Below are 20,097 nucleotides of genomic sequence, written 5' to 3' on the forward strand. Positions count from 1 at the left end.
CATCACTGGCCCGAAGACCCAGCATGGTCCGGAATCCTCAACGATCGCTCCGCCCGAGCTCGCCGACTGGGCTGGCACCCAGCCAGAATTGCCTACGTTTCTGCACTGGGCCTCGCTTGCATCTGGGGTATCGGCTTGTTGTTGTCCTTTGCCAGCAACCGGGCCGAAGTCGGTCAGATCGCGGCGGCGTACAGCGCTTTGCAGCAGCCTGTAGCAGGCGTCGATACTAAACAGGCACTGGACGAGCTGGTACGCGAACTCTCCCGCCTGGACTACCGATCAGAATACGGCGCACCGTGGTACCAGCGCTTTGGCCTGAACCGGTCGCACGAGCTGCGTGAAGCGGTGTGGCCCCTCTATACGCAGGCCAATAACCAGCTGCTCCGTGACCCAGCTGTCGCTGAGCTGGAAAAACGGCTCAAGGCGTTAGTCAACTTGCCTCCGGCGAGCTCTGAGCGGGCACAGCAGACGTATGACTACCTCAAAGCCTATCTGATGCTGGCGCGCCCGGAAAAAGCCGATGCCGATTTCCTGGTAAAGGCCCTGGGCACTGCCGAACCGGCACTGTGGACGTTCTACGGCCAGCACCTGCCTGAGCACCCTGACTGGGCGATCAAGGCCAATCTCAGGCTGATCGCCCAAACACGCCAGGTGCTGCTGCGCGAACTGGGGCAACGAAACACTGAAAGCAGCCTGTACCAACAAGTGCTCGACACTGCGGCGAACCACTACCCAGCGTTGGGTTTGCAACAGATGGTCGACGACACCAATGCAAGCTCCTTGTTCACCAGTGCAGAACAGGTCCCCGGTGTATTCACCCGCCAAGCCTGGGAAGGGCAGGTCCGCTCAGCCATTGAAGAGGCGGCGCAGGCACGGCGCGAAGAAGTCGACTGGGTACTCAGCGACAACCCCAACGACATCGGCAGTGAACTGAGCCCCGACCAACTCAGGGAGCGGTTGACCGCACGCTACTTCCAGGATTACAGCAGTGCATGGCTGGGCTTTCTCAACAGCCTGCGCTGGCAGCAGGGCCACGGCCTGAGGGATGTGATTGCTCAGTTGACGCTGATGAGTGATGTACGTCAGTCACCACTGATTGCCTTGATGAACACATTGAGCTACCAGGGCCAGGCCGGTGTTCGTGGCCAGGCCCTGGCCGATTCCCTGATTGAATCCGCACAGAAGTTGGTGGGGCAAAAAGCAGCGCCGATCATCGATCAACTTCCCCAAACACCCAGCGGCCCGCTCGACAGTACCTTTGGCCCTTTGATGGCGTTGCTGGGCAAGGAGTCTGAAGGCCGATCAGTCGATGGCCGCCTGAGCCTGCAAGCCTTCCTTATCCGGGTCACCGGCGTGCGCTTGAAGCTGCAACAGGTGGTCAATGCGCTCGACCCCGAGGCGATGATTCAGACCTTGGCGCAGACGGTATTTCAAGGCAAAGGCACGGACCTGACCGATACCCAGGCCTACGGCAACCTGATCGCCGCCAGCCTCGGCGCCGACTGGGGGCCAGCGGCCAATACGCTGTTCGTGCAGCCGCTGGATCAGGCCTGGCAACAGATTCTGCAGCCGTCCTCGGCCGGCCTCAACCGGGCGTGGCAGCGCGCGATCGTCGATGAGTGGCAGGGCGCCTTCAGCGGCCGTTATCCGTTCGCGGCCACCAGCAGCGACGCCTCTTTACCCATGCTGGGGCAGATGATCCGCGCCGACTCCGGGCGCATCGAACAGTTTCTGGCGCAGCAACTCACGGGTCTTCTGCGCAAGGAAGGCAGCCGCTGGGTGGCCGACGCGCGGCAGAGCCAGGGCCTGCGTTTCAACCCGAACTTTCTCACCGCGATCAACCAGCTCAGTCAGCTGGCCGATGTGCTGTATACCGATGGCGGTATGGGCTTGAGCTTCGAGCTGCAAGGCAAGCCTGTGCGTGATGTGGTGCAGACCACCTTCGTACTCAATGGTGAAAAGCATCACTACTTCAATCAGCGAGAAAGCTGGCAACGCTTTCGCTGGCCCGGGCAAGGCGACCATCCCGGCATCAGCCTGACGTGGAGCAGCGTCCATACCGGCGAGCGCCTGTTTGCGGACTACCAGGGTACCTGGGGGCTGATTCGTTTACTGGAGCAGGCCAATGTCACGGCGCTGGACGACGGCGACAGTCGTTTTCGGGTCGTGCTGGATGCGCCAGATGGCCTGGGCCTGACCTGGCACTTGCGCACGGAGTTGGGCGAAGGGCCGCTGGCACTGCTCAAGTTGCGCGGGTTCAGTTTGCCACGAGAGATCTTTCTGGCAGATGGCCGAGACACCCCGCAGTACACGCAGAACGGGGGTTTCGAATGAGCCTGAAAAGCCTTGTCGAAAGCTGTTTGCCCGCCAGCGAGCCGCTGGTCATAGCCCGCAAACACGGCGAATCCTGGCAGCCTTGGCTAACGCCCATCAGCGGTGATGTAGCTGTGGGAAAGGATCCGGGCTACGACGATGATTTCCAGCGCATGCGCGAAGAGGTCAACAAACTCTCCGGGGCGGATGTGGACCTTGTGGCGCAACTGGCGCAGAAGCTGCTCCAGCAGTCCTGCAAGGACCTACGCGTTGCCACCTACTATCTGTGGGCACGCTTGCACCGGGATGGTGAGGCCGGTCTGGCTGATGGCCTGAGTTTGCTGGCGGCGCTGATGGAACGCTATGCCTGCGACATCCTGCCGGCGCGCCCCAATAGCCGCAAGATGGCTTTGGAGTGGCTTGCCGGCAGCAGGGTCTTGGCAAGCCTGTCGCTGTACCCTCAGGTCGTCAAGGCTGAAAGCGAGCGAACGGTGGCAGCATTGGTGTGGCTGGAGCACGGCTTCAGCCAGTGGCCCGAAGACCACCGGCCACAATTGGACGCCTTGTACGGCGCTCTCAACACCCGACTCGCCGTATCGGGAGGTGTGGATGCAATCGTCCCGCAGACCAGCAGTGATTCACCGCTGAGAAGTAGCGCCCCTGGCCCGAGCGCATCACCCATTAAGTCCGGTCGCGATTTGCTGGACAGTGGCCGGGGCCTGGCCAGCTACCTGCGTGAACAACCCGAAGGGTGGTTGGCAGCGCATAGGCTGATGAAGAGCTTGCGCTGGGACACCGTGCATCAGGTACCGCCGCAAAATGCCCAGGGGACTACCCGCCTGGCGCCGCCTCGCGGCGAGTATCGCGCGCAGCTCAAGCGCTTGCACCTGCAGCAAAGCTGGAGCGAGTTGATTGATCAGGTTGAGCAAATGTATGCCGAAGGCGTCAATCACTTCTGGCTGGATCTGCAATGGTATCTCCATCAGGCCTTGGGCAAATCGGCTGACCCCTACAAAAGCTGGGCGGATATCGTCAAACACGATCTGGCCATGCTGCTGCACCGGCTGCCGGGCGTGGAGCTACTGTGTTGGAGCGATGGCTCGCCATTCGCTGATGAGGCCACGCGTGAGTGGATCAACCAGCAGGTCAGCGGAAACCGCCCAGATCAATGGCTGCCCGCAGCGGCCCCCGCACTGTCGGCGGCTGCCTGCGAAATACTCGCCTTGGAACCCGAGGCACTGGCGCAAGCGGATGCTGACGGTGTCGAGCAGGCGCTGGCTTGGCTGGCAAGCCGGCCCGATGTGCAGACCGGGCGTCAGCGTTGGTTACTGCGCTTGCTGATGGCGCGCGTGGCCGAGCAGTGCGGCAAGGCCGAGCTGGCCATTCATTTGTTCACTGAGCTGGACGCTGCCGCGCAACGCCACACGTTTGCCGATTGGGAGCCTGACCTGCTCTTCGAGGTCAAGGCGCGTTTACTCAAGCTGCTGCGTTTGAAGGCCCAGCGCAACGACGCTGACCGGCCTGTGTTGGCGCGGCAAATGGAACATCAGTTGGCAGCCCTCGTATCCCTTGACCCGGTACGAGCTGCAGTGCTGTGCAGCTAACTCAATTTGATCAGGAATCTGTTTTGACTACGGATAACCCAACCCTGCGTTACTTCGACGCTGAAATGCGCTACCTGCGCGAAGCGGGCAAGGAGTTTGCCCAGGCTTTTCCGGACCGTGCGGCGCAGCTCAACCTGGATAAACCCGGCGCGGAAGACCCCTTCGTGGAGCGCCTGTTCGAGGGCTTTGCGTTCCTGATGGGGCGCCTGCGCGAGAAACTGGACGATGACCTGCCCGAGCTGACGGAGGGGCTGGTAAGCCTGCTATGGCCCCATTATTTGCGCACCATCCCATCGCTGGCCATCGTCGAACTGATGCCAGATGTCAGTCAGATGAAGGGCTGCGAGCAGGTCGCAAGAGGCTTTCAGGTGCTGTCACAGCCGGTGGGGCAGCACGGTACCCGCTGCCGCTACTCCACCACGCAGGATTTGACGCTACGGCCGCTCCATCTGGAAACCGTGCGACTTGACCATGAGCCAGATGGGCGTGCAGTTCTGCGCCTACGCTTCGCGCGTGGAGCACTGGCCAACTGGGATCAACTCGACCTCGCGCATATCCCGTTGTATCTGAGTGGCGACGCGGCGCTTGCCAGTGTGCTGCATCAGGCGCTGACATTGAACGTACAGGCGTTGCATGTGCGCTTGCCAGGCGCGGCGCAACGCAAGGCATTTGCGGGGCAGTTCAAGCCTAAGGGGTTTGCGGACGATGATCGTCTATGGCCTAAAGGCGATAGCGCCTTCAGTGGTTATCAGTTGTTGCTGGAGTACTTCACGTTCCGTGAGAAATTCATGTTCGTCACACTCTGTGGCCTCGATTCGCTCGCGTTGCCCCCAGATGCCCCATGGTTCGAGCTTGAGGTCATGCTCAGTGAGACCTGGTCGCATACGTTCACGCCCACACAAGAGCACATTCGTCTGCACGCGGTTCCCGTGATCAACCTGTTTGCACTGGAGGCGGACCCGCTCACCCTGGACCCGTTGCAGAATGAATACTTGCTTCGCCCAATGCGCTTGCAGGACGGGCATACAGAGATCTACTCGGTAGACAAGGTTTCTGGAACGAAGGACAGCGTGCGTCAGGACTACGTGCCTTTCAGCAGCTTTCGCCACAAAGGGGGCATGCTTCGCGATGAGGCCCCTGAGCGCTACTTCCATACCCGCTTGAGGCGCGGCGCCAATGGTTTGCATGACACTTGGCTGATTCTTGGCGGGGAGGGCTTTGACAAAGATGTATTGCTCAACCGCAAAAGCCTGTCATTGCGCCTGACGGGTACCAATGGCCAGCTGCCGCGCAAAGCCTTGCGCAGCACCTTGCTCGATGCTGCGGCGCAGTCCACTCAGGCAGGCTTGCGTGTACGCAACCTGACCGCGCCGACGCTGCCTTGCTACCCGCCGAACCGCGATCGTTTCCACTGGCGAGTGCTCAGTCATCTGGGATCGAATTTTCTGCCGATGCTCAACAGCGCTGAAGTACTGCGTGGCACGTTGGCTTTGTATGAGTGGACGGGCAGCGAAACGAATCGCCGCCGTCTTGAGGCCATTGTCGACGTCAAGCATCACCTGATCCAGCGCTTCGAAAAAGGCTTCTTGCTGCGAGGTGTGGATATCGAGGTGACGGTCGATAGCAACGGCTTTTCAGGGGAGGGGGACATCTGCCTGTTCGGTGAAATGCTCAGCCGGTTCTTCGCCCTGTACGCGGACATTCACTTGTGCACTCAACTGACGATGATTCTGCAACCGACGGGGAGGTGCCTGCGATGGAACGAACATCACAGTCAGCGTATTCCCGGTTGACGGCCGAAGGCATTCTGCACGTGCTGGCTGAACAGATTTCAACCGCTAACGTCTACCGATTCTGCCAGGTGCTGGAGCAGGTGTTGGCTGAACAACCACCGTTGGGCAGCACTGCACACCCCGGCGATGACCGGGTCAGGTTCCGGCCAGACCCTGGAATGGGATTTCCAGCAGGTGAGTTGAAGGCCATTGAAATCGACGAGTCTGCTCCAGACCGACCGCTGACCGTGCGAACCCGGCTGCTGGGTTTGTATGGCGTCGACTCTCCTTTGCCCACAGGCTATCTGGATGATATCGCTCAGCGGCGCGAAGGCCATGAGGCACTGGAGCACTTCCTCGATATCTTCAACCATCGTCTATTTACCCAGTTCTACCGGATCTGGCGCAAGTACTCCTACCCGGCAACGTTCGAGCCGGGCGGGCGAGATGCCACTTCACAGTGTTTGTTGGGCTTGATCGGGCTGGGTATTCCCGGTACGGCAGCGCGCATCGCCACACCGATGTCACGTTTTCTGGCCCTTCTCAGTGTGATGCGCCTGCCCACGCGCAACGCGGAGGGGATAGGTGCCTTGGTGAAGTTGCTGGCGCCGCATACGGATACGCACGTGACCGGGCATTGGCCGCAGAGCGTTTTGCTTGAGCAGCCTGCCAGTCTTGCACCCGAGCGTCCGGTGAGGTTGGGCCAGGGCATGCCATTGGGTGCTGTCGGGCACGACGCTAACAGCCAACTGCGCCTGTTGCTGTGTACCGAAGATGTGGATGAAGCGCGTGAGTGGCTTCCGGGGGGCCGGCTGCTGACCGATTTGCGGGTTTTGCTTGAGGTGTATCTGGGGTGGCGTTGCACAGCGCTGCTGCAACTCTCGATTCCACGCGAGATCGTGCCGGCTCCTGTACTAGGGCGCACCAGGTCGATGCTGGGCATGACCGCGGTGTTGAGGCAGACAGAGGGCGTACAGGCATCGGCTCAATACAACGCGATCACAATCAACCTAGGCCGATATCAAGGTCTGCAACCGAATCCTTGCAGGAGGGAGGTACAGCATGTTGCGTACCGTTTTTAATGGCTTCACCGCATCAACGTTGCTTGCTGTTTTGAGTGGGTGTGGCCTTGCACAAACGGTGGCAGACGGCACGGCGTCCACTGCCCAGATGATCTTCTTCAAGCAAGTCAAAACGCTGCACCTGGATCTCAACGGCCGGACAGCGATTAATACCGATGGCGCAGAGATGAGCGGGCTGTCGGTGCCAGTATTGGTGCGGATCTACCAGCTCAAGGGCAGCAAGGCACTGGAGAATGCCTCCTATGACGAACTGGTAAGCCAAGGTGAGCGAGTGCTTCGCAATGATCTGCTCGATGAGCGCGTCGTGGTGATAAAGCCCGGTGAGGCGGCGCAGCTGAGTACACCTCTACAAAGCGACGCTCGGTATGTTGCGGTGGTAGCGCTATTCCGAAGTCCAGACGTTATCGAAAATACGTGGCGCGTTGTCTTGCAGCGGGACGACCTCGAACCGGATCAGGCCAGGGTGCTCGAACTGGGCGATAACCGACTGACGCTCCGACAGCGCGCGGAGGGCTGACTGCATGCCTGAAACCAGTCCCTCTCTTTACGAAATGCTGTTGCAGAACTTCCGCGGTGAGCTAGCGCTGAGCCAGGTGAATGAAGATGACCAGTTGACCCTCTCGGTGCTGGACAACATTCAACGCATTCTCAACAGCCGTGCAGGTTCAATCTCGCATCTGCCCGACTATGGTTTGCCAGATATGGGCACGGTGCTGCAAGGGCTACCGGCTTCAGCCCATGGCTTGATGAACAACATCGCCCGAACGTTGCGCCGTTATGAGCCACGGCTGGCGCAGGTGAGCGTGCATCTGATGCCTCAGTCCCGCCCTGGCCATCTTGACTATGCCCTTGACGTACTCATCAAGGGCGGCGGCAGGGCGTTCTTTGGGACCACACTCGGGGTCGAAGGCTGGGTTGTGGTACGTCACCTCAAGCAGGAAGGCTACCTTCCCGTGCACTGGAACTGACAGGGGGCCAGATGACGACGCTTTTTGAGATGCGTGTCCGCCTGGGTGGTAATCCGGGCGACTTCGATGAGTTCAAGAGGCTGCACGGTGAGTTGGCAAAGCTCAATCACCCTGCCTGCCCAGACGTGGACTGGGCAAAAGTCGAGGGGCTGTGCCTGCGGCTATTCGAGCTGAACGGGGTTGAACTGCAGACCGCGGTGGCTTTTGTGCTTGCGCGCAGCTACCGCACAGGGTTGGCGGGCTTGACTGAAGGCGTGGCGCTGCTCGGGACACTGAGCGATGAGTGGCCGCACTTGTGGCCAGTGCAGGCGTCAGCTCGTATCGACCTCCTGGCTTGGCTGTTTGCTCAATTGCATCCATGGGTACGCCGGGTGGAGTGGGGCACGTCAAACTCGGCAGTGCTGAGCAATCTGGTTGTCGAGCTGAACCGGCTGGAGCATCGCTTGGAACGCCTCGGTCATGCGCCATTGGTGTCACTGCAGGTCTTGCGCAATCAGATAGTCAGCCTTCTGCAACGCGTGTCGGCAAGCCGAGCGGCGCCAATGCCGCTTGCGCTGCAATCCTGGGCGACGGTTGCTGAGCCTCCCATTACGCCTCACATGGCTGCTGTCGTTTCTGCGCCTGCGGCTTATACATTCGTTGTCGAGCCTTCGGTGCACAAGCGTGTCGTATTGCCATGGTTGCTGACATTGATGGTCACGATTGCGTCCTTGGGGTGGTTAGGCTGGCAAGAGTGGGCAGCCAGGCAAGCAGAAGAACCCCCTCCGTCTGACCCTATCCAACTCGACAGCTTGATCCTGTTCGATCCCGGCAGCGCTGAACTCAAACCCGGCTCAACCAAGCTGTTGATCAATGCTCTGGTCGGAATCAAGGCTCAACCAGGCTGGCTGATCGTCATTTCCGGACATGCGGATGCGCGGGGGGATGCTGCCAGGAATCTAGATCTTTCTCGTGCCCGCGCCTCTGCTGTTCGCGACTGGATGCAGCGCATGGGCGATATTCCAGACAGTTGCTTCGCTGTCCAAGGTGTTGCAGCCAGTCAGCCGGTCAGCAGCAATGACACCCTCAATGGCCGCGCAGAGAATCGTCGGGTGGACATTCGCCTGGTACCTCAGCGAGATGCATGCGGTGAGCTGGAGGCGGTAGGGCGTTCGACTCGGGCAAAGGAGCCTGCATGATGGCTAATCCAGGCCATTTAGCAACTAGACTCGCAGGCGCGTAACGTGCGCAAGGATGTACTGGGCATCCTGGAGTCAGCGGGCACTCTAGATCGCCGGGGCCGCTGCGCGGCCCGTCGCGGTGCAAGACCGCTTCTACAAGGACCGCGTAACACTGAGCCGGGCGCTGCGTCTAGGGTGACTGTCTTGCCCCTTACATGAAACCCACCGGCTCGCGTGGAGCGGTCTTGTACCACGATGGGGACGCGCAGCGGCCCCCGACGGTGTAAAACGCGAAGCTAACCCCGCAACACGGCACCCAAGCCTGCCAGCGCCTCAGTTGCGATCCAACCACACCGTCTGCACATTGGTGAACTCACGCACGCCAAAATGCGACAGTTCACGCCCGAACCCGCTTTTCTTCACCCCGCCGAAGGCGACACGGGGGTCGGAAGCGCAGTAGCCATTGATGAACACCGCACCGGTCTCCAGCGCCGACGTCATGCGCTCGGCCAAGGCATAGTCGGCGGTGTAGATGGTCGAGGCCAGGCCAAACTCACTGTCGTTGGCCAACGCCACGGCATGGTCGGCATCCCGCGCGGTGGTGATCGCCGCAACCGGGCCGAACAGTTCCTGCCTGAAGGCTGTCATCTGCGGCGTCACATCCCCCAGCACGGTCGGTGCGTAAACGTTGGCCACACCCTCGACCTTGTGACCGCCGAGCAACAACGTAGCGCCCTCGGCAAGGCTGGCCTGCACCTGGCCATCGAGCTCGTCGCGCAAATCGTAGCGGGCCATGGGGCCGATATAGGTCGCCTCTTCAAGCGGGTTGCCCACCTTCAAGGCTTGCGTTGCTTCAACGAACTTGCGCGTGAAGGCCTCGGCGATGCTCTGCTCGACGATAAAGCGCTTGGCGGCCGCGCACACCTGCCCGGTGTTCTGGTACCGCCCGATCACTGCTGCCTGCACGGCTGCATCCAGATCGGCATCGGCCAGCACGATGAAAGGGTCCGAGCCGCCCAGTTCCAGTACGCACTTCTTCAGCGCAGCACCGGCTTGAGCACCGATCGCCATGCCGGCGCGCACGCTGCCGGTCAAGGTCACCGCCGCAATGCGCGGGTCGTTGATGGCGCGAGTCACACCGTCCGGTGTCACGTTGAGCACCTCGAACACACCCTGCGGGACGCCCGCATCCTTGAACAGCTTGTCCAGCAGGTAGGCGCTGCCCATCACATTGGGGGCATGCTTGAGCACGTAGGTATTACCCGCCAGAATCGCCGGTACCGCGCCGCGCAGCACCTGCCAGACGGGGAAGTTCCAAGGCATCACGGCCAGGATCGGGCCCAACGGGCGGTATTCGATGCGGGCTTTTTCGACCTGGGTCGCTTCAGGCGCGAGCATCGCGGGGCCGTGCTCGGCGTACCAGCGGCATAGCCCCACGCACTTGCTGACTTCACCACGGGCCTGGGTGATGGGTTTGCCGATTTCGCGGCTGATCATCTGGGCAAACGTCTCTGCCTGAGTCTCCAGGGCAGTGGCCAGCGCCAGGAGGTGCTCGCTGCGCTGATCGGCCGACAGCCGGCTCCACTGGCCGTAGCCATGCTTGGCCCGCGTTAGCGCAGCTTCGAGCGCGGCATCGGTGTCGAACGGGTAGGCGCCGATCTGTTCGCCGGTGTACGGGTCAAGGGAGATGGCGTGGGTCTGGCTGCTGATCGCATTCATGGCGGGACACTCTCGCTGTAGGTATGCAGTGGGCTCAGCCTAGTGGGCTAGGGATTTAATGAAAACTGAATAATAATGAGCCACTCATTCACGTTCGGAGAAAGCCGTGGACCTGATACAACTTGAGATGTTCAAGGCAGTCGCCGAGCAAGGCAGCATCAGTGCAGCGGCGCAGCATATCCACCGGGTGCCCTCCAACCTGACCACGCGCATCAAGCAACTGGAAGAGGACTTGGGCGTAGACCTGTTCATTCGCGAAAAAAGCCGCCTGCGCTTATCCCCGGCCGGCTGGAATTTTCTGGAGTACACCCGGCGCATCCTCGACTTGGTCCAGGAGGCGCGCAGCACGGTGGCAGGGGAGGATCCGCAGGGCACGTTCGCACTGGGCTCGCTCGAAAGCACCGCGGCGGTGCGCATCCCGGCCGTGCTGGCAGCCTACAACCAGCGCTATCCCAAGGTGGACCTGGATCTGTCCACGGGACCATCCGGCACCATGCTAGAGGGTGTTCTGTCGGGTCGGCTGGTGGCCGCGTTCATCGACGGGCCGGTCTTGCACCCGACCTTGGAGGGCATGCCGGTCTTCGAAGAAGAGATGGTGATCATCGCGCCCCTCAACCACGCGCCCGTGACCCGGGCGCAAGACGTGAACGGCGAAAACATCTACGCCTTTCGCGCCAACTGCTCGTACCGGCACCATTTCGAGAACTGGTTCGTCAACGATCAGGCCGTCCCACGCAAGATCCACGAAATGGAGTCCTACCATGGCATGTTGGCGTGCGTCAGTGCCGGTGCAGGCTTGGCCATGATGCCGCGCACGATGCTGGAGAACATGCCAGGGTGCAGCACGGTCAGTGCCTGGCCGATGTCTGAAGACTTCCGTTACCTCAAGACCTGGCTGGTCTGGCGCCGTGGAACGGTCTCGCGCAGCTTGTCAACGTTCGTGAATCTACTTGAAGAAAGTATCTCATCTACCTGATTCAAAATGATTTTGAACGATTCTTACAGTGACCAGTCTAGGCATCCGTTGCCGGCTCGATGCGTTGGACCACTATGCCAGGGCCTTGGATATGGAAAGCGGTCTAGCGCGCCTATCCAGCCCAATCCAAGTAGTAAACGGCTAAGGAACACGAGAAGTGATAGCAATCTACTTCCAAGTTCCTATACAACTGACCATAATCCGGCAATTATTACATCGTGTGACCGAAACATGAGATTCGGTTACCAAAAATTTCGAGAGGTCAAAGCCCCAGGCCGTCCAGTCGATGCTCAGCAGGCTGATGCAACCGACTGACCCAGGGTCCAGACTTCCAGCTGTCGCACTTACCATCAGGAGATGTCATAGATGAAATCCCGTATCGCTGCTTCGTTGGCTGCCGCCGTGCTGGCCTTCGCCGGGGCGAACCTGGCCCAGGCTGCTCAGGTTTCCGGCGCTGTCGGTGTTACCAGCCAAGGCGACATGACCTACCGTGCAGGCTTGTCCTTCGACTGGGACAAGCAGTGGTTCGAAACCAGTGTTGGTCACCTGACCGGCTACTGGGACGCGGGCTACACCTATTGGGAAGGCGGTGACGCCAGCGGTGCCCACTCGCTGTCCTTCAGCCCGGTGTTCACCTATGAGTTCAGCGGCTTCACCTACACCCCCTACATCGAAGCGGGTATCGGTATCGCGGCATTTTCCAAGACCCGTGTCGGCGACCAGCGCCTGGGCTCGTCCTTCAACTTCGAAGACCGTATTGGCCTGGGCTTGAAGTTGCCGTCGGAGCAGAAGGTCGGCATCCGCGCCATCCATTACTCCAACGCCGGCATCCGCCAGCCTAACGATGGCATCGAGTCGTACTCGCTGTTCTACAGCAAAGGCTTCTGATGAACAGCCCGGCTCGGCGGCTGCGTTGCCGCCGAGCCGGTCGAGTGCCTGTCAGAAGGTGTAGGCCACCCCGGCCTGCACCGTACGCGGCGCGCCGGGATAGGCGTAGGTGTTGAACGAGCCTTCGTCATAGCCCTTGTTGAACAGGTTCTTCACGTCCAGGTTCAGGCGTACGTGCTCGTTCACCTTGTAGAAGCTCAGCAGGTCCACCACGCTGTAGCGCTCCATGGTGTAGGTGGTGGTTGCGGTCTGGCCGGCGCGGTCATCCACATACTTCACCCCAACGCCCAACCCGAGCCCCTTGGCCAAACCGTCCTGAAACTCGTAGGTGTTCAGCAGGCTGAAGGTATTGCGCGGGATATTGGCAAGGCGCGTACCGCTGGGCAGGCTGGTGTCCTTGGTGACTTCGGCGTCGACATAGGAATAGCCACCGATGACGCGCCATTCGGGGGTCAGGTTGCCTGCCACATTGATATCCAGCCCGCGGCTGCGCACTTGGCCTGCGGCCACCTTGAAGGTGTTGGTAGGGTCGCTTGGATCGTTGGCCAGGACATTTTCCTTGATGATGTGATAGACCGCGGCATCCGCGCTCAGCTGGCCATCGAGCGACGCCCACTTCAACCCCAGCTCATAAGACTTGCCCTTTTCCGGATCGAAGCCGCCACCGCTGGCGGGCGTGCCGGTGTTGGGCTTGAACGAGCGCGCGGTATTGGCGTACACCGCCAGGGTATCGGTCAGGTCGTAGATCAGCCCAACGCGCGGCGTGACGCCATTTTCCCCTTTGCTGAAGTCGCGGTTGGTGGGCATCTTGTCGTCGTAGTCATGCTCGAAGCGCTCCAGGCGTACCCCGGCCAGCGCCTTGAGACGTTCGGTCAGGGCCACTTGGTCCTGAATGAAGAACGCCCAGGTTTGCAGGTTCTCCTTGTCCCAGGTGGTGGTGCGCGTCAGGGCAGGGCGAGGCTGGCCCAGTACCGGGTGATAGATATCGATGGGGTAGGTACCATCGCGCGCCGAGGAGCGCTGGATGATGGAGTTGTAATCGTAGTTCTCGTATTCGACGCCGGTCAGCAAGGTGTGGCTGAACGCGCCTGTGTCGAAGTGCCCCGTCAGGTTCAGTTGCCAGTCCCGGTCGGTCCACTGCAGCTTGCGCCAGTTGAAGTTACGCTCCAGGGTGCGGCCATCCACCGGGGCCTTGTTGGCCTCCACGGCGTTGCCGTGCAGGCTGCCATCGAGGAACTGGAAACCGCCAGCCAGCGTCCAGTCCTGGTTGAGCAGATGCTCGAAGCGTACCTGGGCAATGTTGTTGTCGTTGTGCAGCAGGTTGTCACTGCCCTTTTCCCAGATGTAAGTGTCCCGCGAGGCACTGCGCGGTTGGCTAGCGTAGCGGGTCAGGCCACGGTCGAGGGGGTGGTTGTTGCGCATGAAGTCGCCTTCGAACACCACCTTGGTGCTGTCGTTGACCTGCCAGCTGAGTACTGGCGCTACGTCATAGCGCTCGCCCTGCACATCGTCACGGAAGCTGTCGCCGCCTTCGCCCAGCACATTGAGCCGGTAGGCCACGGAGCCATCCTCGTTCAGCGGCCCGGTGGCATCGAGGGTAGCGCGGTGCATGCCTTGGTCGTCGAACTGACTGCCCAGGGTCACTTTAGGGTCTGGTAGGGGTTGCTTGCTGACCACGTTGAAGGTGCCCCCCGGATCGCCACGGCCATACAGGCTGCTGGCCGGGCCGCGGATGACTTCCAGGCGCTCGACCGTGTTGGCGTCGGGCGCGTTGGGGTAGCCCCGGTTGATCGGGAACCCGTTGCGGTAGAACTCGCCAGTGGTAAAGCCGCGCACCGTGAAGGTGGTAAGGCCCTGGCCGCCGAAGTTGTTGGCACGGCCTACGCCGCCGGCATAATCGAGCCCGTCCTGCAGGCGCGTGGCGCCAGTATCCTGCAGGACATCCTTGGGCACCACGCTGACCGACTGAGGCGTCTCGTGCAGTGCGGTGTCAGTGCGCGTGGCGCTGGCCGAGCGACTGGCCTTGTACCCCTCGACCGGGCCATCGGCCCGCTCGGCGTCGGCACTGCCGGTAATGCTCAAGGCTTGAAGTTCGATTTGCGCGGTGTCGGGCGGGGAGGCCGGGTCGGCAAACGCCAGGGAAGAAACGGCGTGAAGTACACAAAGCGAGACGAACGTGCGACGCATCGACAGTACGATCCTAAGTAGGGCGCTGAGGTTGGAGGTTTAACCGCGCCGCGAAAAATACTACGAATCATTATCAAATGCATCTGTTTCGGTTTACACCTGTGCTCTGTATGCGCAGGCGGTAATGAGCAGGTCGCTAGCCAGCTGCCATCCATTTGGTCAGGCTGCGGTGCTCAAGGCAGGCGGCGCTTACGTGCCGATCGATCCGGCTCACCCGGCAGAGCGTATCGCTTACCTGTTGCAGGACAGCGCCCCGCACGTGGTCCTGACCCTTTCGCGGTTCGCACCGCGCTGCCCAAGCACGGCAGGCCACAGATCGAACTGGACAACCCGTCGTGGCCTACCGGGCCCGTAGCCAGCTTCTCATTCGCACCACAAACGAGTACGGATTTGGACTACGTCATCTCTACCTCTGGCTCCAACGGCCAACCCAAGGGGTGATGGTCGAGCAACGCATGTTGGCCAACCTGGTGGACTGGCACTGCGCCCAATTTGCGCTTGGCCCAGGTCGCCATCAGGATGCTGGCAATGATCTTGCCGATCTGCGGATAAATGGAATTGATGCTCATCGAATCGTCCTTGAGGCCAGGGCAGAAGCCCGGCTGTGGTGCAAGCCCTCATCCTGGGTCGGCATCGGTGCGTGACAGGTATGCTAGTACAACGAGCGAGTCCTGGCTAAATCAAGGCTCGATGATGCCATATTGATATTGTTTTGTGGGCGCCATGCCGATCAGCGGGTTTGCTATCATGCCGCCTCCCTGACTAGCACAAGGCCCCATTTCCATGCCCCTGAGCGCCGAACAGATTGCCGAGTTTCGTGAGTTTGCCGAGCAGTTGGCCGATGCTGCGAGCGCGGCCATCACGCCTTACTTTCGTGCAAGCCTGGAGGTCGAGGACAAAGGCGGTCGCTTGTACGACCCGGTCACCGTCGCCGACAAGGCGGCCGAGGACGCGATGCGCGAGCGGATCCAGGCGCGCTATCCAGACCATGGCATTCTCGGGGAAGAGGCGGGCGTGGCCGTGGGCAGCAGCCCGTTGACCTGGGTGCTCGACCCGATCGACGGCACCCGTGCCTTCATCACCGGCCTGCCGTTGTGGGGCACGCTGATCGCGCTCAACGACGGTACCCGGCCAGTCGTGGGGGTGATGAACCAGCCCTTTACCGGCGAACGGTTCATCGGCACGCCCGAAGGTGCCTGGTCGGGCACGCGAGCGCTCAAGACCCGCGCCTGCAAGGAACTGGCAGCGGCCACGCTGATGTGCACCACCCCTGACATGTTCGATACGCCTGCGCGCAAGGCTGCGTTCGAGCACGTGGCCAGCCAGGCGCGGCTGATGCGCTACGGTGGCGATTGCTACGCCTATTGCATGCTGGCGTCGGGCTTTGTGGATGTCATCGTCGAAGCCAGCTTGCAGCCCTATGACGTGCAGGCGCTCATGCCCATCATCGAGGGCGCAGGTGGGGTGATCACCGCCTGGGATGGCAGCAGCGCGCAGCAGGGCGGTTGCGTGGTGGCCTGTGGTGACCCGGCCCTGCATGCCCAGGTCGTGGAGCTGCTGCGCGGCGCGATGTAATTCAGGTCACTGCACGGACTGGCGCTTGCCGCACTTTTTTGGCTTTCGGGGCTCTATGCTAGGCCCAGGCCGCCGCGATCCCCGCGGTGGCCGCCGAAAATGAAGCGGTGCCGATGGTAGTGTGCAGTTGCTCCACGATAGTTCGCCTGCTGTTGGCAGGCTCCCTGGCCAGCCTGTGCGCCTGCACCCAGCAGCAGGGGCGCGACATCGTCAACCAGCTAGGCGAAGGCAAACCCAGCGAGCTGTTCCAGACCAGTGTGGACCGCCTGGCCACCTTGTCGATGCGCGACAACCTGCAAAGCCTCTACCTGCTGATGAACAAGCTGTACCTGCGCAATCCCAACCAGTTGCAACGTTCAGGCTACCTGGACGCGGCCACGGCCGAGCGCCAGATCCGCCTGGCCATCGAGCAGCGCCAACCCCTGGCGCAACTGGGCAATCGACGTGACCTGGCTGCCTTGAGTTATGCCTTGAGCCCGGAGTTTCGCGGTGATCGAGTGGGTGCGTTCATCTACGCCATCGGCAGTATGCTGATCACCGCCCACGGTGGGCGCACCGCGTTCTACATGACCGACACCCTCGACCCGTTGTTCATCAACAACGCCGCGCGCAACATCGAAAAAGCCACCTGGATGCTGAGCCAGCGGCAGGACGCCAACGGTGTGTTGTTGCTGTTCTCCAATGAAATTTCGGAGGAGGGCAGCAACCTGAGTTTTGCCGTGGAGTTCGGCAAGGTGGTTGCCCGCCTCGACCTGCTGGCCGAGCTGCTCGACGAGCGTTACCGCCGTATCGGCCTCAATTATGCGCAAAGCCTGCTGCTGATGAATTTCCTGCCGGTACAGTGACCTGCTGCGCCTGGAGCAGGGCCTGGATGGCCTTGCGGTAACGCTGCCCGGCCAGGCTCATGCTGTTATTGTGCGTTGCACCCGGCACCAGCAACAGCGTCTTGGGCTCGCGCGCGGCCTCGAACAGCTGCTGGCTGAAACGCGAGGGCACGTAGCGGTCGTCCAGGCCATGGACCAGCAGCACCGGCAGGTCGATGTCGCCGATCTTGCCCAGCGAGTCGAATTTCTGCGACAGCAGCCAGCGCACCGGCAGCGATGTATTGGCGACCACGCCTGCCACATCGCCCAACGAGGTGAACGTGGACTCCAGGATCAGCCCTCGCGCCGGGGCGCTGGTGCGCGTGTCTCGGGCTTCACGGGTAAGCGTGCGCGCCAGGTCGACCGCCACGGCCCCACCCAGGGAGTGCCCATAGATCAGGCGTTTGCTGGCATCAGGTTGCAGTTGGGCGAAACGCTCCCAAGCCACGCGAGCGTCCTCGTACACGGTGGCTTCCGAAGGCAAATCCCCTCGGCTGCGACCAAAGCCGCGATAGTCCACCGCCAGCACCGAATAACCCATGGCGTGCAGCTGCTCGATGCGAAACAGCTGGCCCGTAAGGTTCCAGCGCACACCGTGCAGGTAAAGAATGGCCGGGGCATCGGCGCGTTTTGCGGGCCACCACCAGGCATGCAGGCTCTGGTTCTCGGCGAAGGTACGCGGGCGCAGGTCCAGCTCCTGAACACCGCCGGGCAGGCCATGGAACCAGCTGGCCTGGCCGGGCTCGATGCGAAACACCAGCTCGCGTTCCTTGTGCTGTAAGACCGAGCACCCGGCGGGCAGGGCGAGCACCAAGGTGGCAGCGCACAGCCAGCTGAACCAACGGCGGCGTAGGGCGGAGAACAACCGGGTAGACATACGGAGTTTGGGGGTCTCGAAAGTGGTCAAGGCGCGGGAGCGTACAAGAAGCGTGGCGTAGTTCTATCAAATGCTGCAGGTCATATGTAAGAAATATTACCCGCCGGCGGGTCAGCTTCTTTGCAAGCTGTTTCCAGCGCGAGCGTGCGCACGGTGCGCCGATTGCGCAAGCGCCCCGCAAGCAGGTAGCGTGGCCCGACACCCTCCTGACGAAGGCTTTGTTTTGGACTCGATAACCCAAGCCGTTCTCGGCGCTGCGTTGCAAGGCACATTGTTGGGGCGCATTCAGGGCCGTCGGGCCCTGGTCTACGGCGCTGCGCTGGCCACACTGCCGGACCTGGACGTGATCATCCGCTATGCCGACCCGGTCTCGCAGATGACCTACCACCGTGGCTTTTCCCATTCAGTGTTCGTCCTGACCGCGCTGGCAGCGCTTCTGGCATGGCTGGTGAACAGGGCCTGGCCGGACAAAGGCTATACGCTGTCCTGCTTATTCCTGACGTTCTGGCTGGTGTTGGTGACCCACCCTGTGCTCGACGCGTTCACCGTGTACGGCACCCAGCTGCTCTGGCCCTTGCACGTGACCCCGCAAAGCTGGGCGGCCGTGTTCATCATCGATCCTGTGTATACCGTACCGTTGCTGGTGGCGGTGGCCTACGCCGCCGTGCGTGGCACCCATGCCCGCGCACTACGGTTCATGGCCGTGGCGCTGGTTTTGAGCACCACGTACCTGGGCTTAGGCCTTGCCAGCCGTACCCTGGCAGAACACCGTTTCCAGGCCGCGCTCGATGCCAAGGGCGTGACTGTGAGCGAGGTTCGGGCAGTGCCCATGGCGTTCAACAGCCTGGTCTGGCGGGTCTTGGCCAAAGCGCCGGACGGCGTCTATTACGAAGGGGTCAGTAGCCTGTTGGACCGCCAGTCGCCAGAGATGCTGCGCCTGAACCGCAACCTGTCATTGGCCCAGGTGCTGGCAAACGATCCGCTGCACCAGCGGCTGCGCTGGTTCACCGACGACTGGCTGCGCTACGACCAGGTCGGCGACCGGCTGGTGGTGACCGACCTGCGCATGGGTACGCCGGGCAACTACACATTCCGCTTTGACATGGCACGGAAGGGCGAGCAGGGCCGCTGGCAGACGCAGCAGCCGGCCGTGCACACCGTCAGCGGCCCGCGCGATCTGTTCGACGGGCAGGCACTGAGGTTGATCTGGCGCCGCATCGTCTTCCAGCAACCCCCGCTGCCCTTGGCCGCCTGGACCGCACGCATTGCAACGCCAGGGCAAGGCCAGGTGGAGTAGCCCCCCATGCGCTCAGGCGGGCTGGACCTGGTGAAGTGGGTCGCGATGCTGGCGATGGTCGCTGACCACCTGCGCTTTCTCTGGCCGCAGGCCCACGGCCTGTTCGTGGTTGGCCGACTGGCGTTTCCGCTCTTTTGCCTGGCCATGGCCATGAACGTGGTGCGGCGCGGGCCTGACACGTTGCTTGATCGCCACCACGGGCGGTACCTGGGGCTGATGCTGCTGTTCACGGTGCTGTCCGAGCCCGCTTACCGCTGGCTGGACAGCGGCTCGACCACGTTCAGCATCATGCCGACGCTGTTGTTGGGCCTGCTGCTGGCCTGGGGCGTGCAGCATACCCAGTTGGCAACGCGGCTGCTGGGGCTGGTCGCGCTGGGCGCAGGTTGGGCTGGCAGCCCGTACCTGATGTACGGCCTGCCAGGGGTGCTGCTACCCGCCGCCTGCGTGCTTGCCCACCGCTACGGGGGCCGAATGTGGCTTGTGCCGTGCCTGTCGGCGGTTGCCGGCAACTTGACCAACAGCTGGTTGATGACGCACTTAAGCGCCCCCTTCACCTGGGTCACGCTGACGGTTGCCGCCGTGGCCATCCCGGTCGGCAACGGCCTGTTGCACAGCCGATGGCGTCGCGTGCCGGCAGTGGGTCGCTGGGGCTATGGGTTCTACCCGCTGCACCTTTTGCTGATCAAAGCTGCGGGCATTGTTCAGCTGTGACACACCTGTTCCACCTCTGACCCAAGGTTGACGCAACTGTGTCGAGCATTCGCCCGTATCCGGCCCCTGCTCACTGACGGCCAAAGGCTCTACCGCGGTATCTCC

General features: G+C 61.7%; 17 protein-coding genes and 1 pseudogene. 14 read left to right on the forward strand and 4 right to left on the reverse strand.

Annotated elements, in window-relative coordinates:
• The first annotated feature begins 135 nt into the window (after positions 1–135).
• The 7 genes from ACF8E5_RS01260 to ACF8E5_RS01290 are packed head-to-tail and all read left to right on the forward strand — an operon-like array spanning position 136 to position 8,917.
• Entirely contained in the window at positions 136–2,334 is a 2,199-nt protein-coding gene (locus ACF8E5_RS01260) for an ImcF-related family protein (RefSeq protein WP_392474792.1), read from the forward strand.
• Positions 2,331–3,917, forward strand: coding sequence for a type VI secretion system protein TssA (gene tssA, locus ACF8E5_RS01265; RefSeq protein WP_197844444.1), 1,587 nt, complete (start codon positions 2,331–2,333; stop codon positions 3,915–3,917). The genes ACF8E5_RS01260 and tssA overlap by 4 nt, the downstream gene beginning before the upstream one ends.
• Before the next feature lie 23 nt (positions 3,918–3,940).
• Positions 3,941–5,710: a type VI secretion system baseplate subunit TssF gene (tssF, locus tag ACF8E5_RS01270; protein ID WP_197844445.1), complete on the forward strand. Its 1,770-nt coding sequence runs from the start codon at positions 3,941–3,943 to the stop codon at positions 5,708–5,710.
• The gene (gene tssG, locus ACF8E5_RS01275; RefSeq protein WP_197844446.1) at positions 5,674–6,771 is read left to right on the forward strand and encodes a type VI secretion system baseplate subunit TssG; all 1,098 of its coding nucleotides are present in this window, start codon (positions 5,674–5,676) and stop codon (positions 6,769–6,771) included. Before tssF ends, tssG begins: the two co-directional genes overlap by 37 nt.
• Positions 6,752–7,288 carry a type VI secretion system lipoprotein TssJ gene (gene tssJ, locus ACF8E5_RS01280; RefSeq protein ID WP_197844447.1) on the forward strand — a complete coding sequence of 179 codons (537 nt, stop codon included), beginning with the start codon at positions 6,752–6,754 and terminating at the stop codon, positions 7,286–7,288. Before tssG ends, tssJ begins: the two co-directional genes overlap by 20 nt.
• Positions 7,289–7,292: 4 nt before the next feature.
• Positions 7,293–7,739 (forward strand): type VI secretion system baseplate subunit TssE, encoded by a 447-nt coding sequence (gene tssE / locus ACF8E5_RS01285; protein ID WP_197844448.1) that lies wholly within the window; start codon positions 7,293–7,295, stop codon positions 7,737–7,739.
• An 11-nt stretch (positions 7,740–7,750) separates the two neighbouring features.
• Positions 7,751–8,917: an OmpA family protein gene (locus ACF8E5_RS01290; protein WP_197844449.1), complete on the forward strand. Its 1,167-nt coding sequence runs from the start codon at positions 7,751–7,753 to the stop codon at positions 8,915–8,917.
• Between the two features lie 315 nt (positions 8,918–9,232).
• On the opposite strand, the gene ACF8E5_RS01295 is transcribed toward ACF8E5_RS01290, so the two are convergent.
• Positions 9,233–10,618 carry an aldehyde dehydrogenase family protein gene (locus ACF8E5_RS01295; RefSeq protein ID WP_196125511.1) on the reverse strand — a complete coding sequence of 462 codons (1,386 nt, stop codon included), beginning with the start codon at positions 10,616–10,618 and terminating at the stop codon, positions 9,233–9,235.
• A gap of 106 nt (positions 10,619–10,724) precedes the next feature.
• Here ACF8E5_RS01295 and ACF8E5_RS01300 point away from each other — a divergent pair, with 106 nt between their 5' ends.
• Together ACF8E5_RS01300 and ACF8E5_RS01305 are read left to right on the forward strand one after the other, a co-directional pair.
• Complete coding sequence (locus ACF8E5_RS01300) at positions 10,725–11,594, forward strand: LysR family transcriptional regulator (protein WP_058639239.1); 870 nt, start codon at positions 10,725–10,727, stop codon at positions 11,592–11,594.
• A gap of 366 nt (positions 11,595–11,960) precedes the next feature.
• On the forward strand, positions 11,961–12,482 hold the full coding sequence (locus ACF8E5_RS01305) for an acyloxyacyl hydrolase (RefSeq protein WP_058604547.1): 522 nt from the start codon (positions 11,961–11,963) through the stop codon (positions 12,480–12,482).
• Positions 12,483–12,533: 51 nt separating this feature from the next.
• On the opposite strand, the gene ACF8E5_RS01310 is transcribed toward ACF8E5_RS01305, so the two are convergent.
• Complete coding sequence (locus ACF8E5_RS01310; RefSeq protein WP_392474793.1) at positions 12,534–14,669, reverse strand: TonB-dependent siderophore receptor; 2,136 nt, start codon at positions 14,667–14,669, stop codon at positions 12,534–12,536.
• A 166-nt stretch (positions 14,670–14,835) separates the two neighbouring features.
• Between ACF8E5_RS01310 and ACF8E5_RS01315 the strand changes: the two are divergent.
• Positions 14,836–14,944 (forward strand): annotated as a pseudogene (locus tag ACF8E5_RS01315) (AMP-binding protein); the annotation flags it as partial.
• A 120-nt stretch (positions 14,945–15,064) separates the two neighbouring features.
• Here ACF8E5_RS01315 and ACF8E5_RS01320 read toward each other — a convergent pair.
• Positions 15,065–15,238, reverse strand: coding sequence for a hypothetical protein (locus tag ACF8E5_RS01320; RefSeq protein WP_230375251.1), 174 nt, complete (start codon positions 15,236–15,238; stop codon positions 15,065–15,067).
• 214 nt (positions 15,239–15,452) lie between these two features.
• Here ACF8E5_RS01320 and hisN point away from each other — a divergent pair, with 214 nt between their 5' ends.
• Together hisN and ACF8E5_RS01330 are read left to right on the forward strand one after the other, a co-directional pair.
• Positions 15,453–16,244, forward strand: coding sequence for a histidinol-phosphatase (hisN, locus tag ACF8E5_RS01325; protein ID WP_058604555.1), 792 nt, complete (start codon positions 15,453–15,455; stop codon positions 16,242–16,244).
• Positions 16,245–16,357: 113 nt separating this feature from the next.
• Positions 16,358–17,089, forward strand: coding sequence for a hypothetical protein (locus tag ACF8E5_RS01330; protein ID WP_058639248.1), 732 nt, complete (start codon positions 16,358–16,360; stop codon positions 17,087–17,089).
• On the opposite strand, the gene ACF8E5_RS01335 is transcribed toward ACF8E5_RS01330, so the two are convergent.
• On the reverse strand, positions 17,040–17,984 hold the full coding sequence (locus tag ACF8E5_RS01335) for an alpha/beta hydrolase (protein ID WP_058604556.1): 945 nt from the start codon (positions 17,982–17,984) through the stop codon (positions 17,040–17,042). The two genes, ACF8E5_RS01330 and ACF8E5_RS01335, sit on opposite strands and share 50 nt — an antisense overlap.
• A 223-nt stretch (positions 17,985–18,207) precedes the next feature.
• Between ACF8E5_RS01335 and ACF8E5_RS01340 the strand changes: the two genes are divergently transcribed.
• A complete protein-coding gene (locus ACF8E5_RS01340) occupies positions 18,208–19,281 on the forward strand; it encodes a metal-dependent hydrolase (protein WP_392474826.1) in 1,074 nt (357 codons plus the stop codon).
• A gap of 6 nt (positions 19,282–19,287) precedes the next feature.
• Positions 19,288–19,992 carry a TraX family protein gene (locus ACF8E5_RS01345; protein ID WP_392474794.1) on the forward strand — a complete coding sequence of 235 codons (705 nt, stop codon included), beginning with the start codon at positions 19,288–19,290 and terminating at the stop codon, positions 19,990–19,992.
• The last annotated feature ends 105 nt before the right edge of the window (positions 19,993–20,097 follow it).

Source organism: Pseudomonas sp. WSY_20 (assembly GCF_043104335.1).
In the GTDB taxonomy this organism is placed as follows: domain Bacteria; phylum Pseudomonadota; class Gammaproteobacteria; order Pseudomonadales; family Pseudomonadaceae; genus Aquipseudomonas; species Aquipseudomonas parafulva_B.

Bases quoted from the DNA above. Each gene is read 5' to 3' on its own strand.
- tssJ (WP_197844447.1), top strand. From the start codon at position 6,752: ATGTTGCGTACCGTTTTTAATGGCTTCACCGCATCAACGTTGCTTGCT.
- hisN (WP_058604555.1), top strand. From the start codon at position 15,453: ATGCCCCTGAGCGCCGAACAGATTGCCGAGTTTCGTGAGTTTGCCGAG.
- ACF8E5_RS01345 (WP_392474794.1), top strand. From the start codon at position 19,288: ATGCGCTCAGGCGGGCTGGACCTGGTGAAGTGGGTCGCGATGCTGGCG.
- ACF8E5_RS01335 (WP_058604556.1), bottom strand. From the start codon at position 17,984: ATGTCTACCCGGTTGTTCTCCGCCCTACGCCGCCGTTGGTTCAGCTGG.
- ACF8E5_RS01310 (WP_392474793.1), bottom strand. From the start codon at position 14,669: ATGCGTCGCACGTTCGTCTCGCTTTGTGTACTTCACGCCGTTTCTTCC.
- tssG (WP_197844446.1), top strand. From the start codon at position 5,674: ATGGAACGAACATCACAGTCAGCGTATTCCCGGTTGACGGCCGAAGGC.
- ACF8E5_RS01330 (WP_058639248.1), top strand. From the start codon at position 16,358: ATGGTAGTGTGCAGTTGCTCCACGATAGTTCGCCTGCTGTTGGCAGGC.
- tssA (WP_197844444.1), top strand. From the start codon at position 2,331: ATGAGCCTGAAAAGCCTTGTCGAAAGCTGTTTGCCCGCCAGCGAGCCG.
- ACF8E5_RS01290 (WP_197844449.1), top strand. From the start codon at position 7,751: ATGACGACGCTTTTTGAGATGCGTGTCCGCCTGGGTGGTAATCCGGGC.
- ACF8E5_RS01295 (WP_196125511.1), bottom strand. From the start codon at position 10,618: ATGAATGCGATCAGCAGCCAGACCCACGCCATCTCCCTTGACCCGTAC.
- tssE (WP_197844448.1), top strand. From the start codon at position 7,293: ATGCCTGAAACCAGTCCCTCTCTTTACGAAATGCTGTTGCAGAACTTC.
- ACF8E5_RS01305 (WP_058604547.1), top strand. From the start codon at position 11,961: ATGAAATCCCGTATCGCTGCTTCGTTGGCTGCCGCCGTGCTGGCCTTC.
- ACF8E5_RS01320 (WP_230375251.1), bottom strand. From the start codon at position 15,238: ATGAGCATCAATTCCATTTATCCGCAGATCGGCAAGATCATTGCCAGC.